The following is a 19,103-nucleotide window of genomic DNA, read 5'->3' as shown; positions in this document are numbered from 1 at the left end:
AAGATTTTTAAGCGTGGCCGGGGCACTGCCACCGGCGAAAAAAACGGAGAGGAGTTTCAGGATGTCCAAGGCCCATGATCACGAAGTGGTCTCGATCTACCCCTACACCGACGAGCAGATCGACAAGCTGATGACGCTCGCGCCCGAATGCGTGCTGAACTGGTCGACCAAGGATGGCTGGCCGGTCGGCGTCATGCATGCCTTCGTCTGGGACAAGGGGCATGCCTGGCTGACCTTCGCCGCGCATCGCCACCGCGCCGCCGCCATCCGCCGCGACCCGCGCGTGTCCATCGTCGTCAGCGGCGCCTCGAGCCGCCACCCCGACTGTCCGCGCGGCGCGGCGACCATGAAGGGCACCGCCGTGTTTCACGATGACGAGGAGACCAAGAAGGCCTTCTATCGCAAGCTGGCCAAGAAGGTCAGCCCCGACGACAAAGCCGGCGAGGACGATTTCTACAACCTGCTGGACTCGCCGCTGCGCACCGTCATCGAGGTCACCCCGGAGAAATGGATCACCTTCGACGGCGACAAGTCGCACCGCCACCGCCAGGGCACGCTGGACGAGTCCGAACTGGGCGAAATGAAGAGCGCCGACGCCGAGCGCATGAACAAGGAGCGCGCCGCCCGCGGCCTGCCGCCCCGGACCAGCAAGGTCTGACGGGCATCCTTGTCCCGGACCGCGAAAGGCCGGCGGAAACGCCGGCCTTTTTTGCGTCTCAGGCGCGCTTCCTCACCGGTTCCGGCTCGACCACATAGCCGTCGATGCTGGCGTGATGATGCTGATTGCCCCATTCGTTGCGGCCGAACACCATGTCCTTGTAAGCGCCGGATTCCAGCCCCTTCTGGATGCGGAACCCCAGCTCGAAATCCTCGGTCGTGACCACCTCACGGTAGAAATCGGTCACGCGCTGGCATTCCTCGCGCTCGGCGTCCGTCTGCGGCGCCTTCGGGAAGATGATGTGCTGATACGCGACGGTTTCCCCGGACGTCGTGCCCGGGATGATCTGCGTCCAGGTGCCGCCACCCTTCCGGCTGAGCGAGAACGCCACGTTCGGGAACACGAACCGCACGAAGCTGAAATGCACGCCCTCGCTGCGCCACATCTCGTCTTCCGGCGTGCCCCGCATCTCCTGAATGTTCTGGCGCGCGAAGCCGACCCGCTGATGCGGCCCGAAGAAGTCGAAGGTCATGATGTTCGACTTGGTGTTGGCGTTGATCGTCTCGGGATGCGCGGTCGCGAAGTGATAGCCTTCGAGAAACCCGTCCGTGACCACCTTCCAGCACGCGCCCCGGATCTCGTTGGTCGCGTGATAATACCAGTTCTCCAGGCCGAGCCATTCCATATCGGCCAGAAAGCCCGCGAGGAACGTGTCGAGATCGAACTCGGCATCGGGCGACAGGCTGGCGAAGATCATGCCCGCCTTCTCGGTGCAGGGCAGCGCGACGAGGCCCAGCTCGGCCGTATCGACCTCGCCGAACTTCTGCCTGTCGGCCAGGCCGATCAGCTTGCCTTCCGCATTGAATGTCCAGCCATGGTACGGACAGGTGAATCGGCTCGCCTTGCCGCGGGCCTCGGGCATGACGATGGCCTGCCGGTGCGAACATACGTTCAGGAACGCGCGGACCTGCCCGTCCTTGCCGCGGCTCAAGAGCACCGGACGGCCGGCGATCTCCATGGTCTTGTAGCTGCCGTTCTCCGGCAGCTCGATGCCGAGGGCGAGAAGAAGCGGCTGACGGCGGAAGATGGCCTCCATTTCCGCTTCCCAGCGTTCGGCGTTGAGATAATCGTCAACCGGCACGCGGCGCACGCTCGGCGCCCAATCGGTCGTGCCATTGTCCACATGCGCGAGCAGGCGCGCGCCGGCGCGGCTGTATTCCTCCTTGATTCCCATCAGCTCTCTCCTCCTACGCCGCGCTCTTCGTCGCCTTGACCACATGGGCGCCGATCTCGGCGCGGGTCGGATTGCGCCGCAGCGTCAAGCCGCCATTCACCTGCAGGTTCTCGCCGGTCATGAAGCAGGCATCGGACGCCAGCCAGATCGCCGCCTCGGCGATGTCCTCGGAGGTGCCGATGCGGCCCAGCGGATATTCCTTGGTAAAGGCGTCGATCACCCCCGGCGTGTGTGCCGCATGCTGCGTCATGGGCGTCACCATCAGGCCGGGCGAGATGGAATTGGCGCGAATGCCGCGCGCCCCGAACTCGTTGGCGATACAGCGGATGACGTGATCGATGCCGGCCTTGGTGCCCATGTAGGCGGCGTGGTCATCGAGCATGATGGTGGCCGTGGCCGACGAGATGTTGATGATCGAGCCGCCGTGGTCCATGGCCCGCACCAGCGCCTGGAAGAACTGGAACGGTCCCTTGAACTGCAGCGTCGTGATCCGGTCGAGATCCTCCTCGGAGGTCTCGAGGAAGGGCGCGATCAGGCCCCAGCCGGTCGCCTGCACCGCCACGTCGATGCGGCCCAGACGCTCCTTGGTCCGCTCCACCAGCGCTTCCACGTCCCGGCGGCTGGTGATGTCGCACAGCGCGTAGTCGCAGCCCATTTCCTCGGCCAGCTCGGCGAGCGGCGCCTCGCTGCGGCCGGCGATCATGACCCGCGCACCCTCGCGCGCGAAGGCTCGCGCCATCACCTGCCCCAGATTGTCCTTGCCCGCCGCGCCCAGGATCAGGGCGGCCTTGCCCGCTAAACGACTCATGTGGATTCTCCCGCTGGATAGGGGGCCAAACTGGCACGCGCCGAAGCGAGCGGCAAGCCGCAGGGCGTTTCGCGCCGCCGTACAGGCGCACCTCGATCCCAGCCCCCAAGAAAGCATCCCGCTTGAGCGTGGAATATGGCATTAGAGCGCCATGCAAGACGGAACCGACATGAAAAATACGCCCGCGATAAAGCCATCCGTCGCCATCATCGGCGCGGGCCCGGCCGGGCTGATCGCGGCGGAGACGCTGGCGGCGGCGGGGATCAAGGTCACCCTCTACGACCGGATGCCATCGGCGGGCCGCAAGCTGCTGATGGCCGGGCGCGGCGGGCTAAACCTGACCCATTCGGAAGACTTCGCGGCGTTCGCCGTTCGATACGGCAGCGCGGCGCCGTGGCTCCAGCCGCTGCTGGAAGCCTTCCCGCCTTCCTCGCTTGTCGCCTGGGCGCAAGGACTGGGACAGGACACCTTCATCGGATCGAGCGGCCGAATCTTCCCCCGTTCGCTCAAGGCATCGCCGCTGCTGCGCGCCTGGCTGGGGCGGCTGGCAGGTCTCGGCGTGACCTTGGCGCCGCGCCACGACTGGGGAGGCTGGACCACGGACGGCCGGCTGACCTTCCGCACCGAGGACGGTGAAGTGGCCATCGCCGCCGACGCGACCATTCTGGCGCTGGGCGGGGCCAGCTGGCCCAGGCTGGGCTCGAACGGTGCGTGGGTTGACATCCTGTCGTCGCGCGGCGTCGATATCGCGCCGCTGCGGCCCGCCAATTGCGGCTTCGACGTCGCCTGGAGCGACATCTTCGACGACCGGTTCGCGGGGACGCCGCTGAAGAACATCGCCGTGACCTGCGACGGCCGGACAGCGCGCGGCGAAGCGCTGGTGACCAGTTACGGCATCGAAGGCGGCGTGATCTATGCGATCGGCGCCGCCGCGCGCGAGGCCATCGACCGGGATGGCAAGGCCGTGCTGGAGATCGATTTGCGCCCTGACATGTCGCGGGCCAGCATCGCCGACAGGCTGCACAAGGCACCGCGCGGCCAGTCCACGGCCAATCTGCTGCGCAAGACGCTGAGCCTGCCGCCCGTCGCCATCAATCTGCTGCGCGAGGCGCATGGCATCGACCTGCCGACAGCGCCCGGCGCCCTGGCAAGCCTGATCAAGTCGTCGCCGATCACCCTGACCGCTGCCCAGCCCATCGACCGCGCTATCTCGACGGCCGGCGGCGTGTCCCTCGCGGCGCTGGATGAAGCGCTGATGCTGCGCGACATTCCCGGAGTCTTCGTCGCGGGCGAGATGCTCGACTGGGAGGCGCCCACCGGCGGCTATCTGCTCCAGGCCTGTTTCGCGACCGGTATCGCCGCCGCCCATGGCGTTCTGCGACGCCTCGGGCGTTAATCGCCCGTTCGAGCCAGCACGTCCCGATTCACCACCCGTATCGGCGCGCCGCGGGCAAAGGCGGCGATCGCCTCGGGCATGTCGGCATAGAAGGCGTGCAGCGTCTCGGTCGTGACGTAGCCCAGATGCGGCGTGAGCGTCACGTTGTCGAGCGAGCGCAGCGGATGTTCGGCGGGCGGCGGCTCCTGGTCGAACACGTCGAGCCCGGCACCGGCGATACGCCTGTTTCGCAGCACCTCGATCAGCGCGGCCTCGTCCACGATGGGCCCGCGCGAGGTGTTGATCAGATAGGCCTCCGGCTTCATGCGCGCCAGGTCAGCCGCCCCGACCAGGCCGCGCGTGCGTTCGCTGAGCTGGACATGGACCGACAGGACATCCGCCTGGCGAAACAGCTCTTCCTTCGAGACAAGTTCTGCGCCGGCGTCGTCCGCCGCCTCGGCCGTCATGTTCTGGCTCCAGGCAATGACGCGCATGTCGAAGGCGCGCCCATAGGCCGCCATGCGCTTGCCCACCCGGCCCAGACCCAGCAGCGCCAGCGTGCGTCCCGCCAGGATGATGCCGGCGGTTGACTGCCATCCGCCGGCGCGCATGCGCTGATCCTCATGGGCGATGCGCCGTACCACGGCGATCATCAGCCCCCAGGTCAGCTCGGGCGTCGCGTTCTGCGCGCTGGCGAATGCCGGGCTGGAAAAGTCCGAATGCACCACGACGACGCCCTGATCGGTCGCCGCCTGCATGTCCAGATTGGCAAGGCTCATGCCGATGATGGTGACGAGCCGAAGGTTGGGCAGCCGCTCGAACAGGCTGCGCGGCAGGGCCATGCGCTCGCGGACCGTGCACAGCACATGGAACGGCTGCAACAGCACGGCGGCTTCGTCCTCGGAAAGGTGTCGGTCGAAAACGGTGATCTCGGCGATACCGTCCAGCGCGGACCAATCGGCGCAAGTGAGCGCGACGCGCGCGTAATCATCGAGGATCGCGACCTTCAACATGTCATACTCCCTGTATTGCACCCGTCCGCGCGGCCAATGTAGCCTTCGCGCCGGCCATCAGGAACATCCATTCGCGGCACGTTGATCGGCCCCGCCGTGCGTGTAACGTCGCGCGGCCTTGCCGCGCAGGAGGACACGCAACCATGCTTTTGCTCACCGTCAACGAACGCCTTTCCCATGCTGCGCCGGACGCGGCGCCCGCCGCTGTCAGGGAGCGCAGCGTGGCGTTCGTTTCGCGCCAGTCGCTGAACGCTGCCTTGGCGGCGCTGCTGGAGCGGTCCCGTCGCCACGGCGGGGAACATCCCGGCTCGACCCTGGAATGGCGCCTGCTTTCCGTCGCCGTTCTGGACGAGGAGACGGATGACGGCCTGCTCGCCGCGATGGGCGTGGTGTTGCTCGATACGTCCACGACAGCCACCAGTGTACCCGCGCCCGGCGCCGTCGCGTCGGTGACGCCGGAGACGGTGGTGATCAGCGCCCAGGACGGCGCCCAGCGCACGGTGATCCTCGATCTGCTGCACGATCTGACGGATGACGGGCGGCTGAGCCTTGTCGACGAGGCCAATCCCCGGCGCTGCCAGGCCATGGGACACTGGTGGCGGCTCGTCGATTTCAACGCCGGCCAGCCCAGCTTTCTCGAGTTCCTGCGCACGGACGCGCCGGAAGAGCAGGACCGGGTTGTGACTCCAGGTGTCGATGCCCTGTTCGAGGCGCAGTCGCGCCCCGACGCGCAGCGCCGGATTGTCGCCCTGCGGCGCCAGAACTTCCCCGATTAGGCGCGGCCGAGTCTATTCGGCCGCGTCTGCCTGCATGTCGAGCGGCTCGGCCGAATGGTGCCAGGGCTTTTCCTCGTACGGCTCCATCAACGGCACCACGCGCAGATGCTCGGGGATGTTCTCGATCCCGATCACCCGGTCGATGGATTCATGCGCGTAATAGATGCGCCGCTCCATGTAGCTCAGCCGATAGCCCTTGAAGCCGGGTGACAGCACCGCCTTCTGCTGCCATTCGAGGAACTGCAGATCCTCGGCCATGACGATATCCCAGAACGCCAGAAGCGGGTCCCAGCCCGCCGGGCGCGGTGCATCGCCCCAGTCGCGTCCGAAATGCACCACGTCGACACGGGTGCGGGTCTTCGAGATCGGCCAGAACATCAGGAATTGGCGCGCGGTTTCACCGACGGGCGTGATGATGTTGGGGAAGATGTTGTGCGAGACGTGATAGTTACGGGCGATCTCGCCGGCTGGCACCGACGGCATGGTCACCACCTTGCCGTCGCCATAGCCGCGCAGCTTGCGCTGGTCCTCGGGCGGGGCATTGGTGGGACAGGTCATGCGCGTGTGGCCGCCGGGCAGTAGCCCCATGACCGCGCCGCGATGGTCGAGCGCCTCGCCCACCGTCTGCGGATGGATTCCCTTGATGTGATAGACCTCGAGGAACGCGTCCATGGTGAGCTTCCAGTTGCACTCGAGCTCATAGGATTTGATCTCGGCCGGACGCAGCTGATCGATTTCGAACTGCTGGAACTCGTCGGCGATCATGCCCAGCCAGTCGAGCAGCGGCTGCGCCTGCTGGTCTTCGTTGACGAAGACCCACGGCCCCCACATTTCGCAGCGCACTTCCTGCAGGCCGAGCGTGGACTTGTCGAAGGGCTCGGGGAAGTCGCGCTCGTCCATGACCGCGATCAGGCGTCCCTTCGTGTCGTAGGTCCACTGGTGATAGATGCAGCGGAGCAGCGACTGCTTGCCGCACTTCTCGCGCACCAAGGGCGCGCCGCGATGGGAGCAGACATTGTAGAAGGCGCGGATCTTGCGATCCTTGTCGCGGATCAGGAAGATCGGCGCGTCGGGAATATCGAGCAACAGATACGAGCCCACGTCCGGCAACTGGCTTTCATGCGCCGCATAGAGCCAGACCTTGGACCAGAGATGCTGTTTCTCGAGTTCGAAGAATTCCTGGCTGGTATAGCGACCCGGCGGCAGCGGCGGCAGTGCCGGGAAGCCTTTCGGCGGTCCGTCCCTGCCCTGTTCCCACGCCATGCGCGCCTTCAGGTTCTCAATCGACTTCGGATCATCCATCGCTCGTCTCCCCGTTGAGCCAGCCGGGCGCCGCCCCTCGCGCCATGTTCTTACCGATATTAGAACGCGTAAGAATTTTGGCAAGCAAACTTGTCATCATGCTTACCGCCCAAAACAGCATCCATCACCGGACCTACCGCGTAAAGAGGCCGCGACGTCCACACCGGCCCCCGGCCGTTCCTCGAGGAGACCAGAATGCGGATCGCCATCATCGGCGCGGGCATGGCCGGGCTGGCCTGCGGCGTACAGCTGCAGGCGACAGGGGCCGCCGTTTCCCTGTTCGACAAGGGGCGAGGCCCCGGCGGCCGGATGTCGACCCGCCGTATCGCGGCCTCCCTCGGCGAAGCCGGCTTCGATCATGGCGCACCGTTCTTCGAGGCCAGCGATCCCGCCTTCGCCGCACAGGTGAATGACTGGATCGCGCTGGGTTGCGCCGCGTCCTGGCCGGCGGCGGGCGAGTCGGCCTTTATCGGCGCGCCGTCGATGAACGCGCCACTGAAACTCATGGCATGCGATCTGGACGTGCGCTGGGCAACCCGGATCGACACCCTGTCCCGCCGGGATGATGGTTGGCACATCGGCGGCGCGGGCGTCTACGATAGCGTGGTCGTGGCCGTGCCGGCGGAGCAGGCGGCCATTCTGCTGGCCACGGCGGAACCGGCCATCGCCACGCGCGCGGCGCGGACACCGTCGGCGCCATGCTGGAGCGTCATGGCGGCGTTCGCCGAGCCGCTCGAGGTCGCCACCGATCTGATCCGGCATGACGGTATCGTCGCCACAGCGGTGCGTAACAGTGCGAAGCCCGGACGCTCGGGTCCTGAAAGCTGGGTAATCCAAGCGTCCGCCGAGTGGTCACGTCTCCACATCGAAGATGAGGCCGGGTCGGTCGCCACCGCCTTGCTCGAGGCCTTTCGCGTCATCGCGGCAGCCGCTCTTCCTGCGCCTGTCATTCTGGAAGCGCACCGTTGGCGCTACGCGCAGCCGTTGAGCGCGGACGGTGATTTCCTGTGGAACGGCGCCGACCGCATTGGCGCCTGCGGAGACTGGCTGGGCGGCGGCGACGTGCAGGGCGCATGGCTGTCCGGACGCGCGCTGGCGGCGCGGATTCTGGCGCATGAGGCCGTTAGCGCCTAAGCTGCCCCGCCCCGGAATCATCGAGAGAGCATCATGAAGCCGCTTCGCATCGCCACTATCATCGTCGCCCTGCTTCTGGCAGGCGGCGAAGTCGCGCGCTGGTGGGGCGACGCCCGTTTCCTTCCTCTGGCATTCGACGAGCTGCTGATCGGGGCCGCCCTGCTGTGGGCGGCTGTGATCGCGCCCCGGCGCGGCACGGCACCGCTCGCCGCGGCGTGGGGTCTGTTCTGCGGGATGATGCTCACCCTGCTGGTGCCGACTCTCGATCATTTGCTGTTCGGCCCGCCAAAGGAGAGCGCCGTGTTCTATTCGGTGGCGCTCGGGATCGGCCTGCTGGGCGGAGTCTGGGCACTCGCGGCGGCTCTCTCCCTCAATCGGTCAGCGTCTCACGCACCGTGAAGCGCCCGTCCCCGGGCCGTTTGTTGTAGCGCGCGTCACCAATGGTCACGCGTGTCTCGCCCGGAAGACGTTCCACCTCGGCGAAAGGCAGGCGCGACCAGTAGAGGAAGTCGGCGACTTTCTTGCTCTGCGCCGCCGCGCGCGGGATGGCGGGATCGTCCATGTTCATCGGCACCAGGCCCGGCTCCAGCTCCAACGACGGCTGCGGCGACCAGCGCAGCGCGCCGAAGCCGTATGCCGTGCCGGTTCCGAAAATGATGTCGCGGCGGAAGGGATTGACCGGCACCGGGCTGGCGACCACGACCGTCGGCGTGCCGAGCCCGCGCTCGGCGATATCGCGGGCGGCGAACCGTTCGGCGGCGACGCTCGCCGTTCCCATCGCGATGCAGTAGACGGTGACGATGCCCAGCGCGGCCACCGCCGGACGTGATTGATGCGGCAGATTGCGGCGTTCCCGGCGCCGCGACAGCCAGATACCGAGCGCAAAGGCGCTCCACATCCAGATGTCGATGATGAACAGCGCATCACCGTAAAACCATTGTTCCGAGAACGGCATCAGGCAGCGCACGCCATAGGTGTTGAGAAAATCCAGCAACGGATGCGACAGGATGCCGATATAGGCCAGCGCCAGCAGCCAGCCGAACCTGACCGGCAGGCGCGCCTCGGGCCGGCGTCCCCGCCGCGCCTGCCAGCGATCGAACGCCAACATGGCGAGCGCCAGAAGAACCGGCAGGATCAGCAGAGCGATGGGACCGTGCGTCCAGCCGCGCCGCCAGGCCAGATTCTCCCCGACCAGCAAACCCAGAACGTCGAGATCCGGCAGATTGGCGGCGATCATCAGGGTGGCCATGCCCAGTCCGGTCTTTTTCTTGAGGCCGGCCTGACCGAGAGCCGCGCCCGCCAGGGTATGCGCCAGATTATCCATGAATCACCGTCAGTTGCTTGGCGAGAAGCGTAGCAGGGAAATCTTGGAAGGAGCCAAAGAACTCTCTCCAGCCGGCCCGTATACTACCAAGGTGTTCCGAATCCTCTAAGATACGCCCTTGTGCCGCCCTGCCGCCCGGGTCGATACTGAGGCCATGAGAGGCGTCCGCACGTTCCTGTTCCTGCTGGTGGCACTGGCCCTGTCCGTGTCCTCTTCCGCATGGGCGCTCGGCCTCTCCCATTGCCAGTCGGAACGAGCAGCCTCATCAGAAGCGGCGCGGGAGCACGACGCTCACGCGATGCACGGGCATCATGACGTTGCCCCCGACCAACATGGCGGACACGCCGACGATGCCGACGACGCCGGCTGCAATTGCGGCACCTGCCCTGGCGCCTGCGTCAGCACCAGCGTCTTCGGTCCCGTGCTCGGCGCCGCCCTGCCTTCGGCGGAAGCCAACTTGCGGCGCTCCACGCGGCCGGGCCGCGATATGACGGCCATCATGCAGCGCGAGCCGTCACTGCCGTTGCGACCTCCCCGTACTGCCTGACCGATCAGAACCGGGTAGCCGGATGCGTGAGCCGTTCACGGCGACGCGGGGCGTCGGCTGATCACAGCCGTCCAATTTCCCGCTTTCACCTTCATCCGACGGCCCATCATCCGTTCAGGACTCGATGGAGATCGCATTGCCTTCCAACAGACTCTGGGTGTTGCTGGCCACGGCCAGCCTCCTGGGCGCCTGCGCGTCCGTCCGCGAAGATCGGGGGATGCCCGACGTACAGGCGCTCGTCAGCGCGCGCGGGGGTCCCGCGCTGCCGGCCCATGGCGACATACCCGCCGTGGCGGGCCGGACACTCTCGGCCAGCGAGGCGGTGCAGGTGGCGCTGGCGCGCAACCCGCGCCTTCGGCTTGGATATGCCCAGCTGGGGTTCGCGGGCGCGGACATCTACGAGGCGGGCCGTCTGAGCAATCCCACATTGTCGCTGTCCGTCCTCGACCCGAGCACGGCGGGCGCCGCCAATCAGCTCACCATTGGCCTCGCACAGAACTTCACCAACATGCTGATGATGCCGGCCAGGAGCCGCATCGCGGAAGGCGAATTCGAGAGCGCCAAGGCGCTGGTCGGGGCGGAAATCCTGAGTCTCGCCAGCGAGGTGGAGGCGGCTTATTACGCCCTGGTCGGCGCCCGGCAGATCGCCGAGATGCGGAGCGCGATCCTGCAGGCGGCCCGCGCGTCCGCCGATCTGGCGCAGCGCTATTACGATGCCGGAAACATCGACGAACTCGCCCTAAGCCTGCAGCGCGCCGAGGCCTCGCAGGCCGAGCTCGAGCTGATCGCGGCCCGCCACGAGGTCGCCGAAGCACGAAACGCGCTCGCCACGCTGCTCGGCGTCACCGCCGCCGACGGCGAGTGGCAGGTGCCGGACCGGTTGCCCCTGCCGCCGCCGGAGGATGACGCCCTGCCCGCCCTCCAGACGCTGGCCGCCGCCCACCGGCTGGACCTCGCGGCGGCGCGCAAGGACGTGGAACTGGCGCGCTCCGGCGCCGACATGACCCGGCGTTTCCGCTATCTGGGCGAGCTTGAACTGGGCATCGAGCGGGAACGGGAGACCGATGGCACGCGCCTCACCGGCCCGACCCTGTCCTTAGCGATCCCGCTGTTCCATCAGAACCAGGCCGGCGTGCTGCGGGCCGAGGCACGGCATGAAACGGCGGAGGTGCGTCTGCGGGCCATGGAGATCGAGGCCAGCAACCAGATCGACCTGGCGCATCACCGGCTCGCCGCCGCCCGCGCGACGGTCGAGGAGTTCCGCACCCGCATGGTGCCGCTGCGCGAGAACGCGGTCGCCCGCATGCAGGAGCGCGTGAACTACATGCTGAGCGGGATCTTCGACCTGATCCGGCTGAAACAGGAGGAGTACAGGGCCTATCAGGGATATCTCGAATCCGTCCGGGACTACTGGACCGCGCGCGCGGCGCTCGGCCGCCTCGTCGGCACCCAGCTTCCGAGCACCGCCCTGATCGGCGGCGAGGCCGTTGCCCCGCCCGTTCGGGCCCCCGGCGAAACGCCGGCGGCCGATCACTCGCATCATCACTGAGACACCAATGCCCGTTCCCTCCGTCTCCGGAAAGGCTCCTTGAATGGTTACGCGCCGCACGCTTCTCTCCGCCCTTGGCCTCGGCTCCCTCGCCACCATGACGGCGGGGCTTGCCGGACGGCAGGCCATCGCCGCCGAGGACCAACAGCCCACCGCCGGTCGCGGCGCGCCCTACACGCCGGTCCGCACTCTCAATGGCTGGACCCTGCCCTATCGCATGGTAGGGGGCGTCAAGGAATTCCATCTCGTCGCCGAGGAGGTCGATCATGAGTTCGGCCCCGGAAGCCGCGCGAAATGCTGGGGCTATAACGGCTCCACGCCCGGCCCGACCATCGAGGCCGTCGAAGGCGACCGGGTCCGCATCCTGGTCACCAACCGGCTGAACGAGCACACTTCCGTGCACTGGCACGGGCTCTATCTGCCCAGCGGCATGGACGGCGTCGGCGGCCTGTCGCAGCCCCATATCAAGCCCGGGGAAACCTTCGCCTACGAATTCACGCTGAAACAGCACGGCACTCACATGTACCATCCGCATGCCGACGAGATGGTGCAGCTGGCCCTGGGCATGATGGGCCTGTTCATCATCCACCCCAGAGGCGGCGAGCGCGAGCGGATCGACCGGGACTATGCCTTCCTGCTGCACAACTGGGCACTGCACCCCGGCACGTGGCGGCCCGATCCGTCGATCATGCAGGAATTCGACCTGTGGACCTTCAACAGCAAGGCGTTTCCCGCCATCGATCCGATCGTGGCGCGGACCGGCGAGCGCGTGCGCATCCGGGTCGGCAACCTCTCCATGTGGAACCATCCCGTCCACATGCACGGGGTCCAATTCCAGGTCACCGGTGGCGATGGCGGGCGATGGCCGCGTGCTGCTTGGCGCTCGGAAGTCACGGAGATCGTCGGCGTCGGCCAGATGCGGGATCTGGAATTCGTCGCCATTCCCGGCGACTGGGCGCTGCACTGCCACATGTCGCACCACACCATGGGCCCGATGGGACACGACATCCCCAACGCGCTGGGCGTCGACCAGTCGGGCGTGGAGGCGGACATCCGCAAGGTGCTGCCCGGCTACATGGCCATGGGAAAGGACGGCATGGCCGAGCACGGCGCACATGTCGCCATGGGCATGAAGGGCCCCGTCAACACCATGGCCATGATGAGCGGCGACGGGCCGCACGGCCCGCTGGAGATGGGCGGCATGTTCACGGTGATCAAGGTGCGCGACGACCTGGCGCCCGGCGACTATGGCGATCCCGGCTGGTACCGCGCGCCCGCCGGCACGACCGCCCACAGGGTCAGCGACGACCCGGATTTCGGCGCCCCCGTCCGGCGCGGCGACGATATGCAGGGATGATCGGCCCCCGGGGCGAATGGCGCCTTGCCGCGGCGGGGTTTCGGTGCGAGCATCGGCCATATGCCTTACAATCTGGATATTCCCGGGTGGATGCCCGAACCCGAGTTGAAAATACTCGAGCGGCTGGCCCGCACCATTCCCGCGGGCGGCGCCATGGTCGAGGTCGGGCCGTTCTGCGGCCGGTCGTCCTGGTGCTGGTCGAAGACCGTCGAACCCACGGTTTCCGTGACCTGCATCGACATCTGGGACCCGGTGGAGCATCCCTACTCGCCGCCCACCCGGACCGGTGACGGCGACACCTCCGGCGACGATTTTGGCAAGACCACGCGACACCAGGGAAGCTGGGGCACGCGCGAGAACTTCGACTTTTACACACAGGATTGCCACAATATCACCGCAATTCGAGGCCACAGCCCGGCCGATTTCCTCGACTGGCCGGAAGAAAGCCTCGACCTGGTGTTCCTCGATGGGGTGCATCACAACCCCATGTTCCATGCCGACGTGACGCACTGGTATCCACGCCTGAAACCCGGCGGCATCCTGTGCGGCGACGATTGCGCCCGGACTCATCCCGACGTGTTGTGGACGGTTGACGACTTCGCCAAGGAACACGAAATTCCGTTCACGGTCGAACGCCGGATCTGGATGCTGAGGCGGCCGTAGAGGGAAACGAGCCATGGAGCTTACCGCCTATCTGCATCCGGGCTGGGCGCCGCTGATCCGTCCGGCGCCCGCGACGCGGGCCTGGATGGACGCGACGCCTGAGTCCTTCGCCTATCGCTGCCTGCCGCTGAACATCGCCAACGCCCATGGCTGGGAAGTGCTGAGCCCGTGCGGGTTCGACGCGGTCTGGAATGGCGGGACGGCGCCGGACGCGGTGACGATCCGGCTGGAGCCGGGCGCCGATCCGCAGCGGGCGCCGGTCGCCCTGTTCGGGCAAGGCATCATCACCTTCCATATCGAGGCGATCATCCGCACCCCGCCGGGCTGGAGCCTGTGGGTGGGCGGGTCGCCGAACCGGGCCAAGGACGGGATCGCGCCGCTCACGGGCATCGTCGAGACCGACTGGTCGCCCTTCACCTTCACCATGAACTGGCGCTTCACCCGGTCCGGCCAGTGGGTGCATTTCGACGCCCTGGAGCCGATCTGCTTCCTGTTTCCTGTCGAGCGCGGCGCGATCGAGAGCTTCGAGCCGGCCTTCGCGCCGCTGGACGCCGATCCGGAGACGGCGGCGCGGTTCCATGCCTGGAGCGCCGCGCGCGATGCGTTCCATGCCAAGATCCAGCGCGACCCGCCGCAGGCGCCGGCCGACCGCTGGCAGAAGCACTACTATCGCGGCGTCGACGTGAACGGTAACTCGCTGGTGGACGACCACCGCACCAAGCTCCGGCTGAAGCCGTTCGACCGGTCCGCCGCGCCGCAGGTCCCGGCGGCGCCCGCCGAAGACGCGCCGCGCCCCGATAGCGCCGTTTCGGCGGCACCGGCGGAAGAGATCGCCGCCCTGAAGCTGGCGCTGGCCAAGCGGGAATGGCTGTTGGAGACACTGGAGCGCCAGCGTGCTCTGGCACCGACCGCGGCGGTTCTGGATCGGCGCGAGAATCTGAGCGCCGAGGAATTTCTGGAGCACTATTACGCCGTGGGCCGCCCGGTCATTCTGGTCGGCGAGATGGCGGACTGGCCGGCGCTGACCCGGTGGACGCCCGAGTATCTGAAGGAAAAGATCGGCGCGGCGACCGTGGAATATCAGGGCGGCCGGACCGGGAACGCCGGTTTCGAGCGGGAGAAGGACCTGCACCGGCGCCAGGGTCCGTTCGATGCCTTCATCGCCGGGATCGAAAAGGGCGGCAACGACTCCTACCTCACGGCCTACAACTCGGCGAGCAACCGGCAGGCGCTGGCGCCGCTGGCCGAGGACATGGGCACGCTGGGCAAGTTCCTCACCGAGGATCCGTCAGCCGGGATGATGTGGATCGGGCCGGCCGGAACGGTGACGCCGCTGCATCATGACCTGACCAACAACTTCATCGCCCAGGTGGTCGGCCGGAAAAAGCTGAAGGTGCTGCCCGCCTCCGAGGTCGGGAGGCTCTACAACGACCGGCACGTTTTCAGCGACATCGCCGACCTGGAAGACCCGGGGCTGGATGCCGAGCGCTACCCGCGACTGCCGGGATCGCGCGTCTATGACGTGGTGCTGGAGCCGGGTGAGATCCTGTTCGTGCCGCTGGCCTGGTGGCATCAGGTCAAGTCGGTGGATTTCAGCGTGACCGTCACCTACACCAATTTCCGGTGGGCGAACGACGGGTACACGACCTATCCCGGCGGCTGAGCCACAAGCGCCCTGTTCAGGGCGCGGGCTGGCCCATGGCGAAGACGGAAGCGAGTGGCCTGTGTTCCGGCAGGATGTAGACGATCCCGCCAGCGCCAGAGAACGTCGGCGACACCACCTTCTGGAAGAAGGTCGCCGGGACATTGATGCAACCAAAGGAAATCCGGTTGTCGAGTGGCGTGTCGCTCGTCAGTCGTTCGCGACGTTTTTCCTGTGGCGTGCCGGGAACCACCGCATGCAGCGAAACGGCCGCGTCGTAGTCCACCCATAGAATATTGCTGCCCTTGATATTCCGACCCATGGACGCCACGAAGCGGCCGGCGGGCGTAATCCGCTCCTCTGGCTTGATTTTCGAGAGCGGCCTGTCGCCGATGCCCGGCGTGATGTCGTCACCCGGCGCAAGCCCCAACAGCGCGGGCGTGACCCCAAGCAGGCCGCCAGTACCATCATAGACCAGCACCACGGCGTCGCGCTTGTCGATGATGACAAAGGGCAAGCTGGCATTGTCGCCGGCGCGCAGCACCCATTCCGTCATCGTCCGAACATCGTTGGACAGAGAGCCAGGCCCCTTCGCTGCTGCCTGCGACCATGCGGGGCCGGAGCCCCACAAGGATAGCAGCACGCCTGCAACCAGCGGAACACGCATCCCGAACCGCTGGGCGCCCCCTCGACCGGGCATGGAGCTAGTTCCGATCCTGCTTGGGCGGATACGCAGGCGGCACGTAGGGCGTCGGCGCGATCGGTGGCGCTGGCGGAACCACTTGGGGCGCGGGCGGGACCGGCCTCGGCTCGACCATCTCGGGCGGCATGTTCACGCCTTCATCGCGCACCACGAGCAACGGGCCCTCGGGCGTCTCCGACACGAAGAACGGGAACCCGGATACCGGCAATACGACGATTGGCAGCACCGGTGTCGGTGTCGGTGTCGGCGTGGGCGTGGGCGTAGGCGTCGGCGTAGGTGTCGGCGTAGGCGTAGGCGTCGGTGTCGGTGTAGGCGTCGGTGTCGGCGTAGGTGTCGGCGTAGGTGTCGGCGTAGGTGTCGGCGTAGGTGTCGGCGTAGGCGTAGGCGTAGGCGTAGGCGTCGGTGTCGGTGTCGGTGTCGGTGTCGGCGTCGGCGTGGGCGTCGGCGTGGGCGTGGGCGTGGGCGTGGGCGTGGGCGTGGGCGTCGGCGTAGGCGTAGGCGTAGGCGTAGGCGTAGGCGTCGGCGTCGGCGTAGGCGTCGGTGTGGGCGTCGGCGTAGGCGTCGGTGTCGGTGTCGGCGTGGGCGTCGGCGTAGGCGTCGGTGTCGGTGTCGGTGTCGGTGTCGGCGTGGGCGTCGGCGTAGGCGTAGGCGTCGGTGTGGGCGTCGGCGTCGGCGTCGGCGTAGGCGTCGGCGTAGGCGTAGGCGTAGGTGTCGGCGTAGGCGTAGGTGTCGGCGTAGGCGTAGGCGTAGGTGTCGGCGTCGGCGTCGGCGTGGGCGTAGGCGTAGGCGTAGGTGTCGGCGTCGGCGTAGGTGTCGGCGTCGGCGTCGGCGTCGGTGTGGGCGTCGGCGTCGGCGTCGGCGTGGGCGTAGGCGTAGGCGTAGGCGTAGGCGTAGGCGTAGGCGTAGGTGTCGGTGTCGGTGTCGGCGTAGGCGTGGGCGTAGGCGTGGGCGTAGGCGTGGGTGTCGGTGTCGGCGTGGGTGTCGGCGTCGGCGTAGGTGTAGGCGTCGGCGTGGGTGTCGGCGTCGGTGTCGGTGTCGGTGTCGGCGTGGGTGTCGGCGTCGGCGTCGGCAGGGCCGCGATGGTGCCCGTGGTCCGGAACGTCAGCGTGCAGCAATCGGCGGCCAGCGTGTAGTTGTCGGCGCCGTCGCCCGCCAGGGTGTAGCCACTATAAGTAATGCCGATATCGGTCCCTGCCTCGGCTGTATCGAAAACTGCCGTGGCGCCCGGTCCAGCGACCAGCGTCACGCCCGTCGGCAACCCGGTGATCTCGGTTCCCTTGAACGAGCTCAGGGTCGTTGCGGTCGTGCCGTCGAATATCTTGTCGCCATCCGGGAAGACAAGCATGCGCTGGGTCAATGTCGCGCCGGAGCTGAGCGTGAAGTTGCCGGAATAGACCGTCGGCGCGGTGTAGGACGCCGGATTGTAGTTGATGGTGACGGGCGCGTTGGGCCCGGTGACGACAACGGCCGGGCTGAGCGGCGCGAAAATCACCGTGCCGCCTTCCGCGCCAGGCTTGCCCGCCTTGTAGCCCGCGGTCAGCACGAGACCTTGTGGAAGACCGAGACTTTGCGACGTTATGGCGGCGCCGCGCGTCAGGACGATGGCGCCCGCAATGTTCAGATCGGCGCCCGCGCACAGCATGACGTTGCCATCAGTAGTGGTCAGCGCCGCCGTGGCGTTCAGGTTGATGTCGTTCCCGGCATTGATGAGCACGCTGCCATTGGTCGTGGTGATGGCGGCGTTCACGTTAACGTCACGCCCGCAGCAGATCACCAGATTGCCGTTGGTGGCCGTGATCGCGGCATTGACGTTGACGTCGCGCTCGGCGTTCAGGGTCAGGGTGGTGGTATTGGCGCCGCCCGTCCATGCGATCGCCTGGTTGATGTGAATATCGCCATTGCCGGAAATGTTGGTGTTGAGGTTCGTCGTGTCCGGCGTTCCCGGAACGACAACATCGCCACCCGGCACGGTGCTGATGACGACGCTGTTGGTGTTCAGGAGGGTCGACAGCACGGCGCCCGTGATGTTGCCGCCAAGGCCAACGGTGAAATCCTGCGGGTCGATCAGCCAGGTGCCTGTCACGCCATCCGGCGCCAAGGTCGTCACCGTCACATCATCGGCGATCACGACATTTGCCGCCGAGGTCTCGATGAAGCCGCCATTGCCGCCGTCCGGCGCGCTGGCATCGAGGGTGCCGCTGACGTTCATGACGCCATCGTCCATGCCGCCAAGCAGCAGGATGGTGCCGTTGCGGGTGCCGATGCTGCGCGCCTGGACGATGCCGGTGTTGTTGACCACCGTCTTGAGCAACTGGCCAGCGGCCTGCGCGGTCATGATGACCTTGCCGCCATCGGCGCGGATAATGCCGCCATTCTCGATCAGCGCGTTGACGGCGCCCTTGTCCACCGTGACGTTGAGCAGCCCGTTCGCGGCGACGTCGAGAGTGACCGCCTCACCCGCGACGAGCGCGACGGTGCCCAGTTTCGCGACGATCAGGCCTTCGTTCGTTACGGTGGAGCCCAGCAGCGCGACGTAGCCACCATCGGCATTGATCACGCCCTCATTGCGCACGGTGCCGCCCTTGCCGGAGAACTCATGGCGTCCGGCCATGAAATCGGCGTCGCTGATATCGAGCGTGGAGGCCACCAGCCCGCCGACATCGACCTGCGCCCCGATGCCGAACAGCACGCCGTTGGGGTTGATGAGGAAGACTTTGCCGTTGGCTGACAGGTTCCCCATGATGGTCGACGGGTCCGCGCCGGTGACACGGTTGAGCGCCACCGAAGTGCTGCCCGGCTGGGCGAACACCACGGCTTCGCCCCGGGCGATGCTGAAACTCTGCCAGTTGATCACCGCGTTCTGGCTCGACTGCTGCACGGTGACGGTGCCGGGCCCCCCGACAATGGTGGCGGCGCCAGCGGCCACATTGCCGCCCGACGGCAAGGCAAAGGCGGAGGAGCCGAGCAGCATGACCAGCGAACCGGCGAGACCGGCGCATCCGACCAGTGCGGTCGAGA

Annotated in this window: 16 protein-coding genes and 1 pseudogene; 9 read left to right on the top strand and 8 right to left on the bottom strand. The window is 67.0% G+C overall.

Features of this window, described 5'->3' with window-relative positions; translation table 11 throughout:
* Positions 1 to 61 precede the first annotated feature (61 nt).
* Positions 62 to 658, top strand: a complete 597-nt coding sequence (locus tag WJU17_RS00710) for a pyridoxamine 5'-phosphate oxidase family protein (RefSeq protein WP_346325427.1) — start codon at positions 62 to 64, stop codon at positions 656 to 658.
* A 58-nt stretch (positions 659 to 716) separates the two neighbouring features.
* On the opposite strand, the gene WJU17_RS00705 is transcribed toward WJU17_RS00710, so the two are convergent.
* Complete coding sequence (locus WJU17_RS00705) at positions 717 to 1,892, bottom strand: aromatic ring-hydroxylating dioxygenase subunit alpha (RefSeq protein WP_346325426.1); 1,176 nt, start codon at positions 1,890 to 1,892, stop codon at positions 717 to 719.
* 13 nt (positions 1,893 to 1,905) lie between these two features.
* Entirely contained in the window at positions 1,906 to 2,700 is a 795-nt protein-coding gene (locus WJU17_RS00700) for an SDR family oxidoreductase (RefSeq protein ID WP_346325425.1), read from the bottom strand.
* A 169-nt stretch (positions 2,701 to 2,869) separates the two neighbouring features.
* On the opposite strand from WJU17_RS00700, the gene WJU17_RS00695 reads away from it, so the two are divergent.
* Positions 2,870 to 4,096, top strand: coding sequence for a TIGR03862 family flavoprotein (locus WJU17_RS00695; protein ID WP_346325424.1), 1,227 nt, complete (start codon positions 2,870 to 2,872; stop codon positions 4,094 to 4,096).
* Here WJU17_RS00695 and WJU17_RS00690 read toward each other — a convergent pair.
* A complete protein-coding gene (locus tag WJU17_RS00690) occupies positions 4,093 to 5,088 on the bottom strand; it encodes a D-2-hydroxyacid dehydrogenase family protein (protein ID WP_346325423.1) in 996 nt (331 codons plus the stop codon). The genes WJU17_RS00695 and WJU17_RS00690 overlap by 4 nt on opposite strands.
* A 143-nt stretch (positions 5,089 to 5,231) precedes the next feature.
* Here WJU17_RS00690 and WJU17_RS00685 point away from each other — a divergent pair, with 143 nt between their 5' ends.
* Positions 5,232 to 5,864, top strand: a complete 633-nt coding sequence (locus WJU17_RS00685) for a hypothetical protein (RefSeq protein ID WP_346325422.1) — start codon at positions 5,232 to 5,234, stop codon at positions 5,862 to 5,864.
* 12 nt (positions 5,865 to 5,876) lie between these two features.
* Here the strand turns inward: WJU17_RS00685 and WJU17_RS00680 are convergent, their stop codons facing one another.
* Complete coding sequence (locus tag WJU17_RS00680) at positions 5,877 to 7,166, bottom strand: aromatic ring-hydroxylating dioxygenase subunit alpha (protein ID WP_346325421.1); 1,290 nt, start codon at positions 7,164 to 7,166, stop codon at positions 5,877 to 5,879.
* A gap of 195 nt (positions 7,167 to 7,361) precedes the next feature.
* Between WJU17_RS00680 and WJU17_RS00675 the strand changes: the two genes are divergently transcribed.
* Both WJU17_RS00675 and WJU17_RS00670 read left to right on the top strand, forming a co-directional pair.
* Positions 7,362 to 8,300, top strand: coding sequence for an NAD(P)-binding protein (locus tag WJU17_RS00675; RefSeq protein ID WP_346325420.1), 939 nt, complete (start codon positions 7,362 to 7,364; stop codon positions 8,298 to 8,300).
* A gap of 33 nt (positions 8,301 to 8,333) precedes the next feature.
* Positions 8,334 to 8,699 (top strand): hypothetical protein, encoded by a 366-nt coding sequence (locus tag WJU17_RS00670; RefSeq protein WP_346325419.1) that lies wholly within the window; start codon positions 8,334 to 8,336, stop codon positions 8,697 to 8,699.
* On the opposite strand, the gene WJU17_RS00665 is transcribed toward WJU17_RS00670, so the two are convergent.
* Positions 8,671 to 9,624: a metal-dependent hydrolase gene (locus WJU17_RS00665; protein ID WP_346325418.1), complete on the bottom strand. Its 954-nt coding sequence runs from the start codon at positions 9,622 to 9,624 to the stop codon at positions 8,671 to 8,673. The genes WJU17_RS00670 and WJU17_RS00665 overlap by 29 nt on opposite strands.
* Positions 9,625 to 10,388: 764 nt before the next feature.
* Between WJU17_RS00665 and WJU17_RS00660 the strand changes: the two genes are divergently transcribed.
* The 4 genes from WJU17_RS00660 to WJU17_RS00645 are packed head-to-tail and all read left to right on the top strand — an operon-like array spanning position 10,389 to position 15,403.
* Positions 10,389 to 11,720, top strand: a complete 1,332-nt coding sequence (locus WJU17_RS00660; protein WP_346325417.1) for a TolC family protein — start codon at positions 10,389 to 10,391, stop codon at positions 11,718 to 11,720.
* A gap of 43 nt (positions 11,721 to 11,763) precedes the next feature.
* The gene (locus WJU17_RS00655) at positions 11,764 to 13,077 is read left to right on the top strand and encodes a copper oxidase (RefSeq protein ID WP_346325416.1); all 1,314 of its coding nucleotides are present in this window, start codon (positions 11,764 to 11,766) and stop codon (positions 13,075 to 13,077) included.
* A gap of 60 nt (positions 13,078 to 13,137) precedes the next feature.
* The gene (locus WJU17_RS00650; RefSeq protein ID WP_346325415.1) at positions 13,138 to 13,740 is read left to right on the top strand and encodes a class I SAM-dependent methyltransferase; all 603 of its coding nucleotides are present in this window, start codon (positions 13,138 to 13,140) and stop codon (positions 13,738 to 13,740) included.
* A 13-nt stretch (positions 13,741 to 13,753) separates the two neighbouring features.
* Positions 13,754 to 15,403: a DUF6065 family protein gene (locus WJU17_RS00645; RefSeq protein ID WP_346325414.1), complete on the top strand. Its 1,650-nt coding sequence runs from the start codon at positions 13,754 to 13,756 to the stop codon at positions 15,401 to 15,403.
* 16 nt (positions 15,404 to 15,419) lie between these two features.
* Here the strand turns inward: WJU17_RS00645 and WJU17_RS00640 are convergent, their stop codons facing one another.
* The 3 genes and pseudogenes from WJU17_RS00640 to WJU17_RS00630 form a co-directional block, all read right to left on the bottom strand.
* Positions 15,420 to 15,938 carry a hypothetical protein gene (locus WJU17_RS00640; RefSeq protein ID WP_346325413.1) on the bottom strand — a complete coding sequence of 173 codons (519 nt, stop codon included), beginning with the start codon at positions 15,936 to 15,938 and terminating at the stop codon, positions 15,420 to 15,422.
* A gap of 284 nt (positions 15,939 to 16,222) precedes the next feature.
* Entirely contained in the window at positions 16,223 to 17,200 is a 978-nt protein-coding gene (locus tag WJU17_RS00635) for a hypothetical protein (protein WP_346327436.1), read from the bottom strand.
* Between the two features lie 14 nt (positions 17,201 to 17,214).
* A pseudogene (locus WJU17_RS00630) lies at positions 17,215 to 19,056 on the bottom strand (filamentous hemagglutinin N-terminal domain-containing protein); the annotation flags it as partial.
* Positions 19,057 to 19,103: the final 47 nt, after the last annotated feature.

It is taken from the genome of Iodidimonas sp. SYSU 1G8, from assembly GCF_039655775.1.
GTDB lineage: Bacteria > Pseudomonadota > Alphaproteobacteria > SMXS01 > SMXS01 > RI-34.
This window is presented reverse-complemented; position numbering and strand designations above follow the sequence as displayed.

Bases quoted from the DNA above. Each gene is read 5' to 3' on its own strand.
- WJU17_RS00710 (WP_346325427.1), top strand. From the start codon at position 62: ATGTCCAAGGCCCATGATCACGAAGTGGTCTCGATCTACCCCTACACC.
- WJU17_RS00705 (WP_346325426.1), bottom strand. From the start codon at position 1,892: ATGGGAATCAAGGAGGAATACAGCCGCGCCGGCGCGCGCCTGCTCGCG.
- WJU17_RS00700 (WP_346325425.1), bottom strand. From the start codon at position 2,700: ATGAGTCGTTTAGCGGGCAAGGCCGCCCTGATCCTGGGCGCGGCGGGC.
- WJU17_RS00695 (WP_346325424.1), top strand. From the start codon at position 2,870: ATGAAAAATACGCCCGCGATAAAGCCATCCGTCGCCATCATCGGCGCG.
- WJU17_RS00690 (WP_346325423.1), bottom strand. From the start codon at position 5,088: ATGTTGAAGGTCGCGATCCTCGATGATTACGCGCGCGTCGCGCTCACT.
- WJU17_RS00685 (WP_346325422.1), top strand. From the start codon at position 5,232: ATGCTTTTGCTCACCGTCAACGAACGCCTTTCCCATGCTGCGCCGGAC.
- WJU17_RS00680 (WP_346325421.1), bottom strand. From the start codon at position 7,166: ATGGATGATCCGAAGTCGATTGAGAACCTGAAGGCGCGCATGGCGTGG.
- WJU17_RS00675 (WP_346325420.1), top strand. From the start codon at position 7,362: ATGCGGATCGCCATCATCGGCGCGGGCATGGCCGGGCTGGCCTGCGGC.
- WJU17_RS00670 (WP_346325419.1), top strand. From the start codon at position 8,334: ATGAAGCCGCTTCGCATCGCCACTATCATCGTCGCCCTGCTTCTGGCA.
- WJU17_RS00665 (WP_346325418.1), bottom strand. From the start codon at position 9,624: ATGGATAATCTGGCGCATACCCTGGCGGGCGCGGCTCTCGGTCAGGCC.
- WJU17_RS00660 (WP_346325417.1), top strand. From the start codon at position 10,389: ATGCCCGACGTACAGGCGCTCGTCAGCGCGCGCGGGGGTCCCGCGCTG.
- WJU17_RS00655 (WP_346325416.1), top strand. From the start codon at position 11,764: ATGGTTACGCGCCGCACGCTTCTCTCCGCCCTTGGCCTCGGCTCCCTC.
- WJU17_RS00650 (WP_346325415.1), top strand. From the start codon at position 13,138: ATGCCTTACAATCTGGATATTCCCGGGTGGATGCCCGAACCCGAGTTG.
- WJU17_RS00645 (WP_346325414.1), top strand. From the start codon at position 13,754: ATGGAGCTTACCGCCTATCTGCATCCGGGCTGGGCGCCGCTGATCCGT.
- WJU17_RS00640 (WP_346325413.1), bottom strand. From the start codon at position 15,938: ATGACGGAATGGGTGCTGCGCGCCGGCGACAATGCCAGCTTGCCCTTT.